The 15997-nt window shown below is 61.4% G+C and carries 13 protein-coding genes; 5 read left to right on the top strand and 8 right to left on the bottom strand.

Translation table 11 applies throughout. The annotated features are described in order from the left end of the window. Positions 1-91: 91 nt before the first annotated feature. Positions 92-943 carry an NAD-dependent epimerase/dehydratase family protein gene (locus tag AB6809_RS00575; protein ID WP_370882139.1) on the bottom strand — a complete coding sequence of 284 codons (852 nt, stop codon included), beginning with the start codon at positions 941-943 and terminating at the stop codon, positions 92-94. Between the two features lie 156 nt (positions 944-1099). On the opposite strand from AB6809_RS00575, the gene AB6809_RS00570 reads away from it, so the two are divergent. Next, entirely contained in the window at positions 1100-2092 is a 993-nt protein-coding gene (locus AB6809_RS00570; protein ID WP_006049824.1) for a LacI family DNA-binding transcriptional regulator, read from the top strand. 48 nt (positions 2093-2140) lie between these two features. On the opposite strand, the gene AB6809_RS00565 is transcribed toward AB6809_RS00570, so the two are convergent. Next, complete coding sequence (locus AB6809_RS00565) at positions 2141-3430, bottom strand: MFS transporter (protein ID WP_006049823.1); 1290 nt, start codon at positions 3428-3430, stop codon at positions 2141-2143. Positions 3431-3729: 299 nt separating this feature from the next. Here AB6809_RS00565 and AB6809_RS00560 point away from each other — a divergent pair, with 299 nt between their 5' ends. Further along, positions 3730-5895, top strand: a complete 2166-nt coding sequence (locus AB6809_RS00560; protein WP_029970225.1) for a hypothetical protein — start codon at positions 3730-3732, stop codon at positions 5893-5895. A gap of 2 nt (positions 5896-5897) precedes the next feature. On the opposite strand, the gene AB6809_RS00555 is transcribed toward AB6809_RS00560, so the two are convergent. Together AB6809_RS00555 and AB6809_RS00550 are read right to left on the bottom strand one after the other, a co-directional pair. Next, positions 5898-7340, bottom strand: coding sequence for an HdeD family acid-resistance protein (locus AB6809_RS00555; protein ID WP_029970226.1), 1443 nt, complete (start codon positions 7338-7340; stop codon positions 5898-5900). Between the two features lie 21 nt (positions 7341-7361). Next, positions 7362-8291, bottom strand: a complete 930-nt coding sequence (locus tag AB6809_RS00550) for a helix-turn-helix transcriptional regulator (protein ID WP_029970227.1) — start codon at positions 8289-8291, stop codon at positions 7362-7364. 98 nt (positions 8292-8389) lie between these two features. Here AB6809_RS00550 and AB6809_RS00545 point away from each other — a divergent pair, with 98 nt between their 5' ends. Continuing rightward, a complete protein-coding gene (locus AB6809_RS00545; RefSeq protein WP_307259802.1) occupies positions 8390-9292 on the top strand; it encodes an SDR family oxidoreductase in 903 nt (300 codons plus the stop codon). A 1-nt stretch (position 9293) separates the two neighbouring features. Here AB6809_RS00545 and AB6809_RS00540 read toward each other — a convergent pair whose 3' ends face one another. Further along, positions 9294-9896: a UbiX family flavin prenyltransferase gene (locus AB6809_RS00540; protein ID WP_029970229.1), complete on the bottom strand. Its 603-nt coding sequence runs from the start codon at positions 9894-9896 to the stop codon at positions 9294-9296. A 253-nt stretch (positions 9897-10149) separates the two neighbouring features. Here AB6809_RS00540 and AB6809_RS00535 point away from each other — a divergent pair, with 253 nt between their 5' ends. Beyond that, the gene (locus tag AB6809_RS00535) at positions 10150-11790 is read left to right on the top strand and encodes a UbiD family decarboxylase (protein WP_006049817.1); all 1641 of its coding nucleotides are present in this window, start codon (positions 10150-10152) and stop codon (positions 11788-11790) included. Between the two features lie 89 nt (positions 11791-11879). Beyond that, positions 11880-12935 (top strand): porin, encoded by a 1056-nt coding sequence (locus AB6809_RS00530; protein ID WP_307259795.1) that lies wholly within the window; start codon positions 11880-11882, stop codon positions 12933-12935. A gap of 91 nt (positions 12936-13026) precedes the next feature. Here AB6809_RS00530 and AB6809_RS00525 read toward each other — a convergent pair whose 3' ends face one another. The 3 genes from AB6809_RS00525 to AB6809_RS00515 all read right to left on the bottom strand — a co-directional run bounded on the left by AB6809_RS00525 (position 13027) and on the right by AB6809_RS00515 (position 15824). Then, complete coding sequence (locus AB6809_RS00525) at positions 13027-13863, bottom strand: ABC transporter ATP-binding protein (protein WP_006049815.1); 837 nt, start codon at positions 13861-13863, stop codon at positions 13027-13029. Between the two features lie 55 nt (positions 13864-13918). Beyond that, positions 13919-14911 carry an ABC transporter substrate-binding protein gene (locus tag AB6809_RS00520; RefSeq protein ID WP_310032361.1) on the bottom strand — a complete coding sequence of 331 codons (993 nt, stop codon included), beginning with the start codon at positions 14909-14911 and terminating at the stop codon, positions 13919-13921. Between the two features lie 121 nt (positions 14912-15032). Further along, entirely contained in the window at positions 15033-15824 is a 792-nt protein-coding gene (locus AB6809_RS00515; protein WP_029970232.1) for an ABC transporter permease, read from the bottom strand. Positions 15825-15997 lie beyond the last annotated feature (173 nt).

Raw genomic sequence — 15997 nt, 5'->3', positions numbered from 1 at the left:
CTGCGATCTCTTGCCCGTCGCTCGAAACCGCGCAAGGCGGCGAGCCGAATGGCGGGCTCGCTGCTATGACGAATTAGCCCACCTCACGAAGTTAGCGCGGCTTCTCACTCTCCATCGGCTCGCCTAACACGAACGGCCCACCTTGAAAGCGCTGCGCCGGGTCGTCGCGCGAGCCGTCAGGCGCCGTTGCCGGAAAGCCCGACGCGAACGGCGCGGAACTGTCGCGCGGATTGAAGCCGAGGAACGCGGCCTTGGTGTTGTCCCACCACTTGGCCGGATTGTCCGACGCGCCGTACACGACAACATGCCCCACGCGATTGGTGAACAGCGAGCAGCGCACGAGTTCGATGAAGTCGCGATAGCTCAGATAGGTGACGAGCATCCGCGGATTTTTAGGTTCTTCAAACGACGAACCAATGCGCATGCACACCGTTTCTATTCCGAAGCGATCGTAGTAGTAGCGCGACAGCGCTTCGCCGAAGCACTTGGTCACGCCATAGAGACTATCCGGACGCTGCGGCGAATCGGCGTCGATTACTTCGGTCACCGGATGAAAGCCGATCACATGATTCGAGCTCGCGAACACGATCCGTTTGACACCGTGTTTGCGCGCGGCTTCATACAGGTTGTAAGTGCCGGCGATGTTCGCGCCGAGCAGATCGTCGAATGGCGCGTCGATGGAAATGCCGCCGAGGTGCACGATTGCGTCGACACCTTCGACGAGTTGCATCACCGCTGCGCGGTCGGCGAGATCGACCACACTCGTTTCTTCATGCGCCGCGGGATCGCCGAGACTCGCAATGTCGGTCACGCGCACGACCTCGGCCCATTCCGCGAGTGCGCCGCGCAACTGCCGGCCCAGGTTGCCGGCGCCGCCTGTCAGAAGCAGGCGCCGGAACGGCTTGCGATCTACTGTGGACGATTCGCTGATGGTTTGGCTCATCGATAAAACTCCTGCATATTGCGTGGTTAAATTGCAAAAATGTTTTTATGCGGCGCGCGACCGGCGGCACGCCGCAGCCTGCAACCGAATCAAAACAAACGCGCGCCAGCCCATTTCTGCGACAATCCGTTAACAGGAGAACCCGTTAACTGCGCGATGAAAAAACTTCCTCCAACTATTCGCGACGTCGCGGCTGCCGCGGGCGTATCGGTCGCAACCGTGTCCAAGTTCATGAACGGCGCGCAGCGCTTCTCGCCACCCGTGGAGGCGCGCCTCAAAGCGGCGATCGAAGATCTCGGCTACCGTTCGAATCCGCTTGCGCGATCCATGATTACGGGCCGCACACGCGCGATCGGATTGACGATTCTCGACATCAGCAATCCGCACTTCACTAACGTCGTGAAGGGCGCGAACCGCATTGCGCTGCGCCACGATTACACGCTGCTGCTCGTGGATACCGACGAAAACCAGGCGCGCGAAAAGCCGTTGATCGAAGCACTCGCGCAGCGCGTCGACGGGCTGATCATCAGCTCGCGCATGTCCGACAGCGAGTCGCAATGGCTGCTCGATCTCGACAAGCCGCTCGTGCTGTTGCGGCACAGCGAGACCCTGCCGATCCCGAGCGTCGGCATCGACAACCGGCTCGCAACCTACATGCTCGCGAGGCACCTGCTCAATCTCGGGCATCGTCAGATCGCTTATCTCGGCTTTGGGCAGGCACGCATCAACGACGAGCGCATTCGCGGCGCGCGCGATTGTCTCGAGGAAGCGGGTCTCACGCTCGACGTGTACGACGCGCATGCGCCCACTGCGCATGCCGGCGAACACGCGTGCTCGCGCGTGATGCTTGGACCGCACAGGCCGCAAGCGGTGATCTGCTACAACGACCTTATCGCGCTCGGCTTCATGAAAGAGGCGGCGTCGCTCGGCATCAAGCTGCCGCAAGAGTTGTCGGTGACCGGCGTCGACAACGTTCCGTACGGCGAATATGCGGCCCCCGCGTTGACCACCGTCGATATTCAAAGCGAGAAGATGGGTGAACTCGCGATGCAAAAGCTGATCGATCAACTCGCGGGCCACGCGCAAACAGGGCATTCGATGTGCGAGCCGAGGCTCATCGTGCGTGAATCCACGGCGGCCTGCGGCTGACACATATCGCGCTTTCAACCCGTACTTCTCGCGCTTCTCGCGTTGTTGTTACGCTTCGAGTTTCGCCGGCGCCATACGCGGCGTCAGCAAGTGCATCACGCCAAACGCGACGAGATAGGCGAGCGCGCCGATAGCGAACAGTACCCAGTAGTGCCCCGTGCGTTGCAGTACCTGGCCGATTACTTCGGAGAACAGCACGCCGCCGATCGAACCGGCCATTCCGCCGATGCCCACCACCGCGCCGAGCGCGCGCTTCGGAAACAGGTCCGACGCCGTGGTGAACAGATTCGCGGACCAGCCCTGATGCGCTGCCGCCGCTAGGCCGACGATCGCAACCGCGCCCCACAGATTGTCGACCTGCGAGACGAACGCAATCGGCAGCACGCAGCACGCGCAGATCAACATCGCGGTCTTGCGCGCGGCGTTCACCGTCCACCCTGCGCGCAATAGTGCCGACGAAAGCCAGCCGCCGCCGATGCTGCCCACGGTCGTCATCGCGTAGATGCACACGAGGGGCAGGCCGATATGCTGCATGTCCATGCCGCGCGATTCGTTGAGCCACTTCGGCAGCCAGAACAGATAGAACCACCATACCGGGTCGGTCAGGAACTTGCCGATCAGGAACGCCCATGTCTGGCGCTTGCGGATCAATACGCCCCAACCAGGCGCACGCGCGTTCACGTTGGCGGCGTCGAGTGCTTCGACTTCGTCGCGTGCCTCGTCGAGATCGTCGTCGTGTGAGCGCGGTTCGGCCGAGCGGTAGAACGCGAACCATACGACGAGCCACAGCAAGCCCAGCGCGCCGATGATCACGAACGCCGCGCGCCAGCCGAACGCGAGCGCAAGCGGCGGAATGATCGCGGGCGCGAACACGGCGCCGATATTCGCGCCCGAGTTGAAGATGCCGGTTGCAAGTGCGCGCTCGCGTCGCGGAAACCATTCGGCGGTTGTCTTGATGGCGGCCGGGAAATTGCCGCCTTCGCCTATGCCGAGCAGCGCGCGGACCATCGCGAAGCCGGTGACTGAACCTACCGCCGCATGCAGCATTGCGGCCACGCTCCACACGAGCATGGCGAGCGCATACGAAATGCGCGTGCCGAGCCAGTCGACGATGCGCCCGAAGCACAAAAGCCCCACTGCATAGAACGCGGAAAACGCGATCACGATGCGGCCGTACTGCACCTGCGTCCAGCCGATGTCATGCTGCAGCAGCGGCGCGAGCAGCCCGAGAATCTGGCGGTCCATGTAGTTGATGACGGTCGCGAAGAACAGCAGTGCGCAGACCGTCCAGCGGTAGCGGCTGGCTGTACGGGCAAGACCGAGTACGGCAGTTTGCATGGATGTCTCCGTCGCACGGCTTCGCTCGTCGCGCCGCGCTTTTCTGTGCCGGGCGACGAGCGCCCGGGCCCGCGGCGCAGCACCCGGCGCAGTCGCGCGCGGTCAGCGATTTGGACCCAATTAGGAAAACGTTTTTCTAGAATAGGAGCTTTGCGGCCGCAATGCTAGTGCTGAGTTTACCTAGGGTTGTGCGCGACGGAGAAATGGTGCGAGGATAAGCGCCTTGCAATAAGTTAATCGTTTTCTCGAAGGTTGCCAGGAGCCGCCGAGCTCTATCCAACACTAATCAGGAGACAGACATGCGTTCCCCACGAAAGTCCATCGGCAGGTGTGCTGTGAGTACATTGACGCTTCTTCTCATGTCGGCCTGCGGCAGCGGCACCGACGATGCGAACCAGCCGCCCGCGCCTACGCCCACGCCGACAGCCGCGCCGTCGCTGCATGCAATCGTTTATGGCGCGAGCGATACCAGCGTTCCGCGAGGAACCGATGTGCCCATCACGATGATGGGCCAGATGCGGGCGCTCTTCGATCTGATCAGGAAATCGCCGGACTTCACGCAGGTCGTGATGGATCTCGGCGACGGCACTCCGGTACACGTTCTCGACACCAACACGGGCGACAAATTCCTGCCCGGCAAACTCGCGCTCGGCCTTTCGTACATCCTGATCGATATGAAGGCGAAGGGCGATCCGAAATACGCGGACTATCTAGCGACCTACCAGAAGATCACCACCGCGATGATGGCGCAGCCGAGCGGCGGCAATTACACCTACGCCAATACTTCGTGGGGCGAATACTATTACCTGGTGGCGCTGAACAATTTCAAGGCGCACGGCATGCTCAACGAAGTATTCAGCGACACAATGCTCGCGACGCTGCAAAACCGTCTAACCTTCTGCGACATGTTCGGCGCGGATTCGAGCGGAAAGACGAATACCTGTCCTGCGGCCGGCGTGCCGATCGACGTTGCATCGCTGAATACCGCGCAGAATTACTATGCGGTGTCGTACGGCATTGCTGGACTACGGCAGAAACTCGGCTGGAGCAATCCGACCTTTTCGTCCGCGACCGACCCGGCCGTTGCCACGATGAACGCGCGCGACGCGTTGCTATACACGCTCACGAACCATATCCGCAACGATTCGTCGGGCGGCTTCTCCGACGAAGCATCGAACACGCACACGACCTATTACGACCAGGCGCGCTTCGACAGATACAGCACGTTGCTGATCGGCGAAGTAGTCGAGCGCACACTCGAAATGGGCAACGAGGCCAATCTCACGCCGGAATTGAAGGGCTATTTGAGGAAATCGGTCGATCTTATTCTTCCTCAATTGAACGCGGACGGCGAGGGCTTCAACTATGGACGGTCCATTGGTCCTTATGGCGATTCGGCATTCATGGAAGTTCTCACTGCCGCAGCCAATGCCGGCGTATTGACGCCGCAGGAAATGCAGATCGCCTATACGTTCATCTATAAGGCGGCTCGCCGCTATGAAACGTTCTGGTATGACCCGACGTTGCCGACTCCGTCGGTGAACATGTGGGTGAAAGGCCGCGGCACCGATACTTACCGCGGCAAGCCGCGCGTGATGGGCGAGAACTTCAGCCTGCTGCATCAGTACATGTATGTCGATGCGTGGTGGAGCAAACTGGGTTTCGGCGGCAAGGCGCCGATGGCCGATTCCGACTATCAGGCGTGGCTCGATGCAAGGCCGCGCTATACGCTGACCTGGTACAACCAGCCCACCGATACCGCGCACCCGTACAGTGCGGCGCTTCTGACCGTGCGTGACGGCAATCGGGTTATCAATCTGAATCTGAGCCAGGCGCCCGACTACAATTCATTCACGCCGTATTACCCGGTTCCTTTCTCCGACAAGCTTATCTACGGTACGACCGACCTCGGCTATGCATTGCTGATTCCGCAGGTGTCGTATAACGGCAAGACCTATATACCCGTCACGTACTATAAAAATCTCAACGTCACGGAGAGTAATGGTCAGGTGATCGTGTCGTTCGACACGGCGAAGTTCAGGCAAGCCGCGAAGAACGCGGCGTTCTCGACGGACCTGGATTTGCAGGCGCATACGGTGCTCACATTCGGCCGAGGCACGCTGACGCGCACCGATACGCTGAGCTCGGCGACGCTGACCGGCAATGTGACGGTGGAAACCGACTTCACTTCATTCGCCGATTACCAGAGCACGACCGCCAACGGCGACGGCTTCTCGGTCAATTACGCCAATAACGCCAATAGCAGCGCGACCGGCTACGCCACGACCGGTTTCGACAGTTGCGCGCTGTCGAACTTCGATACGACAGCGGGCGGCGCCACGAACCCCTTGTCGACGACGCCGATCGGCCAGTTGCACTCGAACTTCGCGTGCACGACGCAGCCGTTCACGATCAACGCCGGCAGTACCCGCACGTTCGGCTGGAGCCTGAAGTACAGCAGTTAGCGTTAGCGTTGTTCTTCGTTCGTCTTTGCTGCGGTGGCTCGATGATCGGATACGAGCGTCCGCAGCATCGACGGATCATCGGCAGGCTCACGATCCAGACGCCGCGATCGAACCATCTTGCGCATGGCCAGACGCGCCATCCTGACCCAGCCGGAAGGACGCGGATCGGCAAGCATGCTGAGCGCGCGCGCATAGTCGAGCGTGAGGCCGGGCGTCCACGCCATCGTCGCCGCGCGTTTGCGTATTTGCGCAGCAACCCATAGCTCCGGCGTCGTGATCACGCGAAGAAAAGGCCGCCACCCGCCGAGGCCGCCGACGCCACCGAGGCCGCCCCATACGCGTGTCGAAGCCCCTTCGATCGCCGCCTCGAGCGCGCGCGAGACACTGCTCGAACAGTTGCGGGACGTCAGGTTATACGTGGTGTCTTGCCGGTACGCGTCCCAGAAGCGGCGCAAGCGGGCCGGATCGTAATTGCGTATGCGCACCTGAACCGTCGACGGACACCACGCCTTTGATTCCGTCGCATAGTCAGGCTGGAACACGCCGGGCACATCGTTCTCGCGCGTGGCACGCAAGAGCCGCGCGAAGTCATCCGGCGAACGATCGAATTCCACCGCGGGATAGAGGCTCACGTAAATGCCGTCAGGTGCTTCCAGCGCCGCGTGTCCGGTCGAGATCACGCCGTTGCGATCCACCGCCGCGATATAACGATCGACAATCGGCTGTCGCCGCGCCTCGCCTTTGGCCGATCCGACGGGGGTCCACACATGCACGGTGAGCGCGGCTTCGTCGGCGGCGGGCGGGCCGTCCCATTCGATGTTCGTCATCGCGGCCCGAGTCGCTGCATCGCTGTTGTCCGATCGTTCGGCATCCGAATCGACTGCGGGATTCGACACGAGGCGCCGCGCCCGCGTACTCAGCAACAACAGATTCCAGCCGCCGAAGATCAAACCGAGGCCGAGGCAATACGGTACGGTGCCGACATAATGCGTGGGATAAGGCTGATAGAAGAAGAGCGCCAACGCGATTTCCACGCCGCCGCCAATCGTTGCGAGCCGCCACGTACGGTAGCGCACGACATGTGCCGAGACGATCTGCAACAGGCCATCGGCGAGAAACAGCGTGCCGAAAATCATCGACAGTGCGAAGTGTCCATGATGATGACCCGCGAGAATCAGCGCGGCTGCCAACGAGAACGCAATGCCCTTCGCATAGCGCAGCGTGCGCTGGCCGCCCATGCCGGTCCACGCGACCGCGAGCGTGGCGAGCCCTTCGAGCAGCAACAAAACCGCAAACGGCGTGATCGGAAAATAGAGCGCGCCGTCGAGCGCGTCGATGAACACGACGATGCCGAGCAGCAGGCTAGCCGCGCCCATCAGCCTGAGCGAGCGCCAACGCGTGCGCAGGTAATCGACGCCGAGCAGAATCATGACCAGACGAACCATAACGAATCCTCCTTGACGCGTTCAGTTTGCACCGGCACCGACGCGCGTCATGTCCTGTTCGCACTCTAAAGGCGAGCCGTTCGACCACGATGCAGTTTCATGTCGGCGGCTGGCGGCGATCGATCGATGTTGAAGAGCGGCAGCGCGGATGCGCTCGGCCATGAGCGCATCCAATGGCGTGTACACGACCATGCCGAGATCCGGCCGGCCATCGACGGCGAATAGGGAATATTCCATTTCGACCTGCCCGAGCGTGGGATGCAGCAGGCGCTTTACGTTCTCGCCGTCACCGTGACCCAGCACCTGGTTTTCGCGCCACATGCGGTCGAAGTCCGCGTTGGCGCGGCGCAGATCGTCGACGAGTTCGCCCACTTCGGAAGCGAGCCCTGCGCGCGCCACGTCGGCGCGGAATGTTCCGACCACGAAGCGCGCGACGCTTTCCCAGTCGTGCTGTTTCGCGCGAATGGCCGGGTCGCCGAACAGGAAGCGCAGGATGTTGCGCTGGCCGGCCGGCAGCCTGCCGTAGTCGGTCAGCACGACCGCGGCGGCCGCATTCCACGCGACCACGTCCCACGTCGCGGTCTTGATGATCGAGGGGCTCGCGTCGAGCGAATCGAGCACGCGCTGCAACCGCGGGTTCACACCGTCGACGCCGCGATAGCGCACCTCGGGCGGCCTCCCGAGACCTAGCATGAAAACGTGTTCGCGCTCGGTATCGGTGAGCATCAGCGCCGCGCAGATGCGCTCGAGCACATGCGCGGACGGCGCGCCGCCGCGGCCCTGTTCGAGCCAGGTGTACCAGGTGGAACTGATGTGGGCAAGCTGGGCGACTTCCTCACGGCGCAGTCCAGGCGTGCGCCTACGGCCCGAAAAGCCGAAGCTCGCCGGGTCCAGACGCGTGCGGCGGCTGCGCAAAAAGTCACCGAGGGTTTGAGCGTCGTTCACTGACATGCTGAGCCTGTTAGTCCTTTTACCGGGATAACGTCACTACTTAAACAGGATAGCGGATGAACGCATAGTACAGGGTGACTACCTAAGGAGGCATTGCCATGCGGATCTTTGTGACGGGCGCAACGGGCTTCATCGGCTCGGCGTTGGTGCCCGAACTTATCGAGGCCGGTCATCAGGTGATCGGCATGACGCGCTCCGATGCGGGCGCGCAGGCGCTGCGCGCCGCGGGCGCCGACGTTCATCGCGGCACGCTTGAAGACGTCGACAGCGTGCGCGGCGGCGTCACGAACGCGGACGCCGTCATCCATCTCGCATTCGACCACGACTTTTCGCGCTTCGCGGCGAACTGCGAGAAGGACGCACGCGTGATCGAAGCGCTCGGATCGGCGCTGGCCGGTTCCGATCGTCCGTTGCTCGTCACGTCGGGCACGGGCGCGGGCAGCCGCGACGACGGGCAGCCCGCCACGGAGGATGTGTTCAACACGGCGCACCCGAATCCGCGACTCGCAACGGAGCTGGCGAGTAACGTTCTGCTGGAGGTAGGCGTGAATGTCTCGGTGATGCGCCTGCCGCAAGTGCACAACCCGTTCCGGCAAGGGCTGATCACGCCGCTCATCCAGATTGCGCGCGAGAAAGGGGTTTGCGCGTATGTGGACGAGGGCCGTAATCGCTGGCCCGCGGGACATCTATCGGACGTCGTGAAGCTGTATCGACTTGCAATCGAAAGAGCGGAGCGCGGCGCGCGCTATCACGCGGTCGGCGAGGAGGGGGTGAGCGCGCGGGAGATCGCGGAGGCGTTGGGCCGTGGCCTCAAGCTGCCGGTCGTTTCGATCGCGCGCGAGCAGACGCAGGCGTATTTCGGATGGATGGCGATCTTCGCGGCGCTCGATATGCCCGCGTCGAGTGCTCTGACACAGGCACGTTTGGGCTGGCAACCAGCAGGCCCGACGCTGATTGCCGATCTCGACGAAGCACGTTACGCCGACGATGTGCCGGCGTGACTCAACCGTTCGACACGCTGACGAGCTTCTGACTGTGTTCGCCCGTCCAGCGTTTCACCGTCCCCACGTCGATATCGAATAGATCGAGCACGCGTCCCAGCGTGTGATCGATCATCGACTGCAAACTGTCGGGCCGCGCGTAAAACGCCGGCACCGGCGGATAGATGATCGCGCCGGTTTCCGTCGCCGCGGTCATATTGCGCAGATGCCCGAGATGCAGCGGCGTCTCGCGCACCATCAACACGACGCGTTTGCGTTCCTTCAGCATCACATCCGCGGCGCGCGACAGCAACGAACCCGTGTTGCCCGTCGCGATCTCCGCGAGCGTTTTCATCGAACACGGCGCGACGATCATGCCGTCGACGCGAAACGAGCCGCTCGAAATCGCCGCGCCAATATCGGCATTGGGATAGTGCTCGAAAGCCAGCGCCTGAACGTCGGCCGCGCGCAAGTCGGTTTCGTAGGCGAGCGTCATTTGCGCCGAGCGGCTCATCACCAGATGAGTCTCCACGTCGAGCTCGCGCAACATCTCGAGCAGCCTCACGCCATAGACAACGCCGGAAGCGCCGCTGATTCCCACCACGATACGTTTGCGTCGGTCCATGTTCGTCGTCTCTTGTCGATCCGCTGCGCGGCGGGTTCGTAGGTTCGTATGTTCGTCTGTCTCCGCACTCAGGTTGCATGACATGGCCCCTGTCGTTCAAACGAAATCTGTTCATGCCTCGCATGAGGGCTTTTCATTGTCCGCGGATGAAATCCGTTCATGACGTACATGAGAAATCAGCGTTTGCGAGGGGAGGTCGTTGTGCGTCAGTCTGCGCTCACCGTCGTTCCCCTTGATCATTCACCGGACAACCATGAAAACTTTCCCCTCGTTTCAGACCCACTTGCAGGCCCTCGAGGAAAAGGGCCTTGTCGTTCACGTACACCGCGAAATCAACAAGGACACCGAACTCCATCCGCTCGTGCGCTGGCAATTGCGCGGCGGCATTCCCGAGTCGGATCGAAAGGCGTTCGTGTTTCATAACGTCGTCGACAGCAAAGGACGCCGCTACGAGTTGCCTGTCGTGGTCGGCGCGTTGTCGATCAATCGCGAGGTCTACTCGATCGGCATGGGCGTGCCCGTCGATCAGATCGGCAAGAAGTGGCAGCAGGCGAAGGGCAATCCGATCGCGCCCGTTCTCGTGAACGAAGCGCCGTGCCAGGAAGTGTGTTTCATCGGCGATGAACTCGATGTCGACGGTCAAGGTCTCGAGCATCTGCCGATTCCCATTTCGACGCCGGGCTTCGACAACGCGCCGTACACAACGTGCTCGCAGTACGTTTCCGTCGATCCGGAAAACGGCATTCAGAACATGGGCACGTATCGCGGACAGATCAAGGGTAAGCGCCGCGTCGGCTGCAATCCGTCGATCGAAATGGGGCAAGGCATCTATCAGCATTGGCTCAAGTACAAGGCGATGGGCAAGCCGATGCCTGCCGCGCTCGTGATTGGCGGCCATCCGGCCGTGTCGTTCTGTTCCGTCCAGAAGCTGCCAATCGACGTGGACGAACTCGGCGTGGCCGGCGCGATTCTCGGCGAACCGCTGCGCGTGGTGAAGTGCAGGACGAACGATCTGCTTGTGCCCGCCGACGCTGAAATCGTGATCGAAGGATTCGTTCCGACGGATACGCTCGAACCGGAAGGGCCTTTCGGCGAATCGCACGGTCACGTGAATTTGCAGGAATTCAATCCGTACATGAACGTCACGGCGATTACGCGACGCAAGAACGCGCATCTCGTGTCGATCATCAGCCAGGTGACGCCGAGCGAAAGTTCGCTCGTCAAGAAAGTCGCGTTCGAGCCGCTGTTTCTCGATCACTTGAAGAATTCGCTGCGTATCGCAAGCGTCGAAAAAGTCGTGATGCACGAGCCGCTGACCAATCTGCGCAAGCTCGTGATCGTGGTGTTCAGCGAGAAGGCAACCGAAACCGAAATATGGCGCGCGCTGATGGGCGCGGCGTCGCTGCAACCGGCTGTCGGCAAGCTGGTCGTTGCCGTGAGCAACGACATCAACCCCGAAAACAGCGATGCGATCTTCTGGTCGATGAGCTACCGGATGAACGCGATCAAGGACGTGCAGATCCTGCATGGCCGCGATACGGGACACGGACCACGCACGTCGGGCGCGCAACGCGGCGACGATGCCGTTGACGGCGTGATCCTGATGAACGCGACACGCAAGGAAAAGCTGCCGCCGCTTTCGCTGCCGACGCGCGAGTACATGGAAAACGCCAAGGCCATCTGGGAAGAACTCGGGCTGCCGCCGCTGCGCCCGGAATGGCCGTGGTACGGCGTCTCGATGGGCGACTGGGACGAGCGCAACGAAGCGATGGCGCAGCGCGCCGTGAAGAGCGAGTACTTCGAAACGGGCGAGGAACAGACGCGTCAACGCGTCGGGCCTGAGTGGATCAATAAGGATTCCGACTGGTTCTTCGCTGAAAAGAAAGACATCTAACGCGCCGCGGATAGCGGCCACCATATCAATAGAACGACATCGATGGAGGAGATATGCACGACAAAGGAGAAGCACTTCCGGCTGTACGAATGAGTATGTTGACGCGCTCGCTCGCGGCATTCACGTTGCTTGGGCTGTCGAGCGGCGCGGCGCATGCGCAAAGCAGCGTCACGTTATACGGTTCGCTCGACGGCGGCTTGCGCAATCTCGTGAACGGCACGAAGGCGGGCGGCGCGGCGTTGACGATGGCGTCGAACGGCGTCTACAACTCGAACCGCTGGGGCCTGGAGGGCAAGGAAGATCTGGGAGGCGGCTACTATGCGCGTTTCAATCTGGAAGCAGGCTTCGTGCTGTCGACCGGCGCGAATAACAACACCAACAACCAGATCTTCCAGCGCACGTCGACGGTCGGAATAGGCGGGCCATTCGGGCAGGTCGATTTTGGGCGGCAGTTCACGCTCCAGCATTTTCTGATCAAGGACTTCGAGCCGTTCGACTTCCATTACCTCGGCATTACGGAATCGACGGCGGTGTCGGGCGGCAACACCGGACGCGACGATAACGACATCAACTATCGCGGCATTTTCGGGCCGTGGGTGGTTCGCGGCGAATATGCGCTGGGCGGCGTGCCGGGCAGCGCCGCACACGGCTCGACGCTCGCCGGCGGCCTGAACTATCGGGGCAAGACGATCAAGCTGGGCGCGGGCTATACGCACAAGTCCAATCCGTTGACGGCGACCTCGAGCGAATACTTCAGCAATGACCAGTACACGGCAGGCGGCACGGTGAGCGTGGGCCCTGTCGATGTGATGGCCGGTTACTCCCTCGATTTGCAGGACACGCCCGCTTCGGCGCGCAGCATGACACGCAATCAGTACTTGTGGGGCGGTTTGCGTTATCAGGCGACGCCGTTCTTTAGCGTGACCGCCGCGTATTACGACAACAAGAACAAGACCGGCGGCGTGGACGGCAGGAAAGACGTGGCGATTCTCGGCATCGACTATCTGCTCTCGAAGCGCACCGAGCTTTATGCGGACATCGACTATACGCATTTCACCGGCGTTTATGTCACTAACGCAACGTTGAACGCGTCGGGTCACGCGAAACAGACGGGCATCTCGTTCGGTATGAATCACTGGTTCTAGCCGTAGCTTCTACTGCATCTCAACTCACGCAAAAAAAACCGGTCGGAAGCCTTTAGGCTCCAACCGGTTCCTTTTTTTGCGTTTGAGGAGATCAGTGATCGTCGAGCGACCCTTGCGCATTGAAGTGCGCGCGAATCGTCTTCGTGTGATGCAGAAATGCCGGCGTTGCCATCACCTCAAGGGAACGCGGACGCGGCAAATCGATGTCGTAAATCGCGGCAATCGAGCCCGGCCGTTCCGACATCACCAGTACGCGGTCCGACAGGAATACCGCTTCAGGAATGCTGTGCGTGATGAGCAGCACGGTTTTCTTCGATTCGAGCCAGATGCGCTGCAATTCCATGTTCATGCTCTCGCGCGTCATTGCGTCGAGTGCGCCGAAAGGTTCGTCCATCAGCAGAACGGACGGCTCGTGCAAGAGCGCGCGGCAGATCGACACGCGCTGCTGCATGCCGCCGGAAAGTTGCCACGGATACTTTTGCTCGAAGCCTTCGAGACCGGCCATGCTGATTAGCTGCATTGCCTTCTCGCGTGCTTCGCGCCTCGGCATGCGGCGCATTTCCGCCTGCAACAGGATGTTGTCGAGCACGTTGCGCCACGCGAGCAGCACGGCGCTCTGGAACACGATGCCCACGTTCTTTTGCGGGCCGCGAATCGGCTCGCCGGACAAGGTCATCGTTCCCGACGAGATCGCTTCGAGTCCGGCGACCATCTTCAGCAAGGTGCTTTTGCCGCATCCGGACGGCCCCACGATCGAAACGAACTCCTGTTCGCGGATGTCGAAGTCGAGCGGTTTCAGCGCTTCCATCATGCCTTGCGCGCTGCGATAACTCTTGGTCACGCCGCGCAGTTCTATCAGCGATCTGGCGGGCGCGGGCGCGGAAAAAGACCGGTGATGCTTGTCGTCGAGCTTGAGTACGGTGGTCATAGCGGGGCGGGTTTCGGGTGAACGGAAATGAACGACGCGGCGGCGCTAGTGCGGCTCATGGAACGAATGCGCCGGTGTAGTACTTCGCGGGCACGTTCGCCGACGGATCGAGCTTGCTGTACTGCACGATCGCGGCCACGGAGTCGTCGATGTTCTTCGCGCTGACGTGGAAGATCGGCGCCTTCTCGGTTTCGGGCGTGCGGTAGAACGGGATCGTCGCCTGCAGCGTGCGGATCATCGTGTCGCGCGAACCGGCGGCGGGCAGCGTCTTGAGTAGCGCATCGACCGCGGCGGCCGGGTCTTTCTCGCTGTCGTTCACGGACTTCGCCGTCGCGCGCATGAAGCGTTTGAGCAGATCGGCATGGTCCTTGATCATGTCGTCGCGCGCGATGATGCTAAGCGTCGCCACGTTCACGTTGTAGTCGGCAAACAGGATCGCGCGCGCGGGCTTCTTCGTGGCCTGCTCGACGGAGATCAGCGGGATCGTCGCGAAGCCGACCAGCAGATCCGCCTGACCCGTAATGACCGCATTGATCGTGGTCTGCGGATTGCCGGTGATGGTCTTGAAGTCGGAGTCCTTCAGGCCGACCTTGTTCATGAACATCGTCCATAGCTGCGACGACGCGTCGCCGGGCGCAACCGCAACCGTTTTTCCCTTGATGTCCTGCGGCGTTTTGATGTTCTTGTCCGCGAGGCCGACCACGGAGGTCGGATTTTCCTGCATCAGCACGCCGATCGCTTTGACGGGTGCGCCCATCGCGGCGACCTTGACCATCGTGCTGAAGTCCGCGTAGCCAATGTCCACGTTGTGCGTCGCGACGGCCTGCACGGTCGGGCCCGAGCCGTGTCCTTCCATCAGTTTGAGATCGATGCCTTCGGCGTCGTAGTAGCCCTTCACCTTGCCGAGATAAAACGGTGCGACCGCGCCGTTGACCGTGTAGTTGAGCATCAATGTCAGCGAGTCTTTCGCGTAAGCGGCGTGGCCCGTGCAGCAGACCGCGGCAAACGCGAGCGCGGCTGCCATGCGCGTCGGCTTTCGTGATTTCATGGTGTCTCCTTCCTGTGGCCCCATCTGAAATGGGTGCTGTCTGCTTCTTGATGTGGGGTAGTCAAAGCGAATGCGGTGGAACCGCGCGAACGCCGCGAGCGCCGCGAGCGCCGCGAACGCGTTAAGCGCGTCCAAGCAGCCGCGAGCGATGCGACGCATGCCACGGAATCGCGATGCGCTCCAGCATGTCGATGGCGACGAACAGCAGCGCGCCGATCACCGACAGCACGACCAGCGCCGAGAAGATCAGCGGCTGGTCGAAGTTGCCGTTTGCACGTTGCAGCACGAAGCCGAGTCCCGAATTCGCGCCGACGAATTCGCCGACCACCGCGCCGACGACAGCGAGCGTGATCGACACCTTCATGCTTGCGAAGATCGACGGAAGCGCGTGCGGCAGGCTGATCTTGAAGAACGTTTTCACCGGCGAACTGCCCATCGACTTCGCCAGATCGGTCAGATCCTTCTCGACCGATTTGAAGCCCATCACCGTCGATACGACAACCGGAAAGAAGCCGAGCAGGAACGCAACCAGTATGCGCGGAAAGAGTCCGAAGCCGAACCAGACGACAAAAAGCGGCGCAATCGCCACTTTCGGAATGCTCTGCGAAAATACGACGAGCGGGTACAGGTAGCTCTCGATTAGCGGCGACGCGGCGACCAGCATCGCGATCGGCACGCCGATCAGCACCGAAAGCGCAAAGCCGCCGAGCGTCGCGTACAGCGTCGGCAACGACTCTTCCAGCAGCATCGACCATTGCGCAGCGATCTGATGGAAGATCGCTTCGGGCGTCGGCACCAGATACGGCGGAATCTTGAAGATGCGTATCACGAGATCCCACGCAAGCACGATGACGACAATAAGCAGCAGCGGACGGACCCACTGCGAACTCAGGACTTTCCTGGTGAAGTTCACGGCATTCGACCTTTATGGTTGAGAAGCGGAAGAGCGGGAAGAACTGGAAGAGACCGCGCGCGGACATGCGCCGGCATGCTCTGGCAGCAAGATTGACCGCCAGCCATGCGCCGGGCAAACGCTAATTGTTCATGCCGCATATGAGAGAAATTCATCCGCTGCGTGCGGCGGCG

Origin of the sequence: Paraburkholderia sp. RCC_158, assembly GCF_041355255.1 — a bacterium.
GTDB lineage: Bacteria > Pseudomonadota > Gammaproteobacteria > Burkholderiales > Burkholderiaceae > Paraburkholderia > Paraburkholderia graminis.
The sequence above is the reverse complement of the archived record's forward strand: the minus strand, read 5'-3'. Positions and strand labels throughout refer to the sequence as shown.

Bases quoted from the DNA above. Each gene is read 5' to 3' on its own strand.
- AB6809_RS00575 (WP_370882139.1), bottom strand. From the start codon at position 943: ATGAGCCAAACCATCAGCGAATCGTCCACAGTAGATCGCAAGCCGTTC.
- AB6809_RS00570 (WP_006049824.1), top strand. From the start codon at position 1,100: ATGAAAAAACTTCCTCCAACTATTCGCGACGTCGCGGCTGCCGCGGGC.
- AB6809_RS00565 (WP_006049823.1), bottom strand. From the start codon at position 3,430: ATGCAAACTGCCGTACTCGGTCTTGCCCGTACAGCCAGCCGCTACCGC.
- AB6809_RS00560 (WP_029970225.1), top strand. From the start codon at position 3,730: ATGCGTTCCCCACGAAAGTCCATCGGCAGGTGTGCTGTGAGTACATTG.
- AB6809_RS00555 (WP_029970226.1), bottom strand. From the start codon at position 7,340: ATGGTTCGTCTGGTCATGATTCTGCTCGGCGTCGATTACCTGCGCACG.
- AB6809_RS00550 (WP_029970227.1), bottom strand. From the start codon at position 8,291: ATGTCAGTGAACGACGCTCAAACCCTCGGTGACTTTTTGCGCAGCCGC.
- AB6809_RS00545 (WP_307259802.1), top strand. From the start codon at position 8,390: ATGCGGATCTTTGTGACGGGCGCAACGGGCTTCATCGGCTCGGCGTTG.
- AB6809_RS00540 (WP_029970229.1), bottom strand. From the start codon at position 9,896: ATGGACCGACGCAAACGTATCGTGGTGGGAATCAGCGGCGCTTCCGGC.
- AB6809_RS00535 (WP_006049817.1), top strand. From the start codon at position 10,150: ATGAAAACTTTCCCCTCGTTTCAGACCCACTTGCAGGCCCTCGAGGAA.
- AB6809_RS00530 (WP_307259795.1), top strand. From the start codon at position 11,880: ATGAGTATGTTGACGCGCTCGCTCGCGGCATTCACGTTGCTTGGGCTG.
- AB6809_RS00525 (WP_006049815.1), bottom strand. From the start codon at position 13,863: ATGACCACCGTACTCAAGCTCGACGACAAGCATCACCGGTCTTTTTCC.
- AB6809_RS00520 (WP_310032361.1), bottom strand. From the start codon at position 14,911: ATGAAATCACGAAAGCCGACGCGCATGGCAGCCGCGCTCGCGTTTGCC.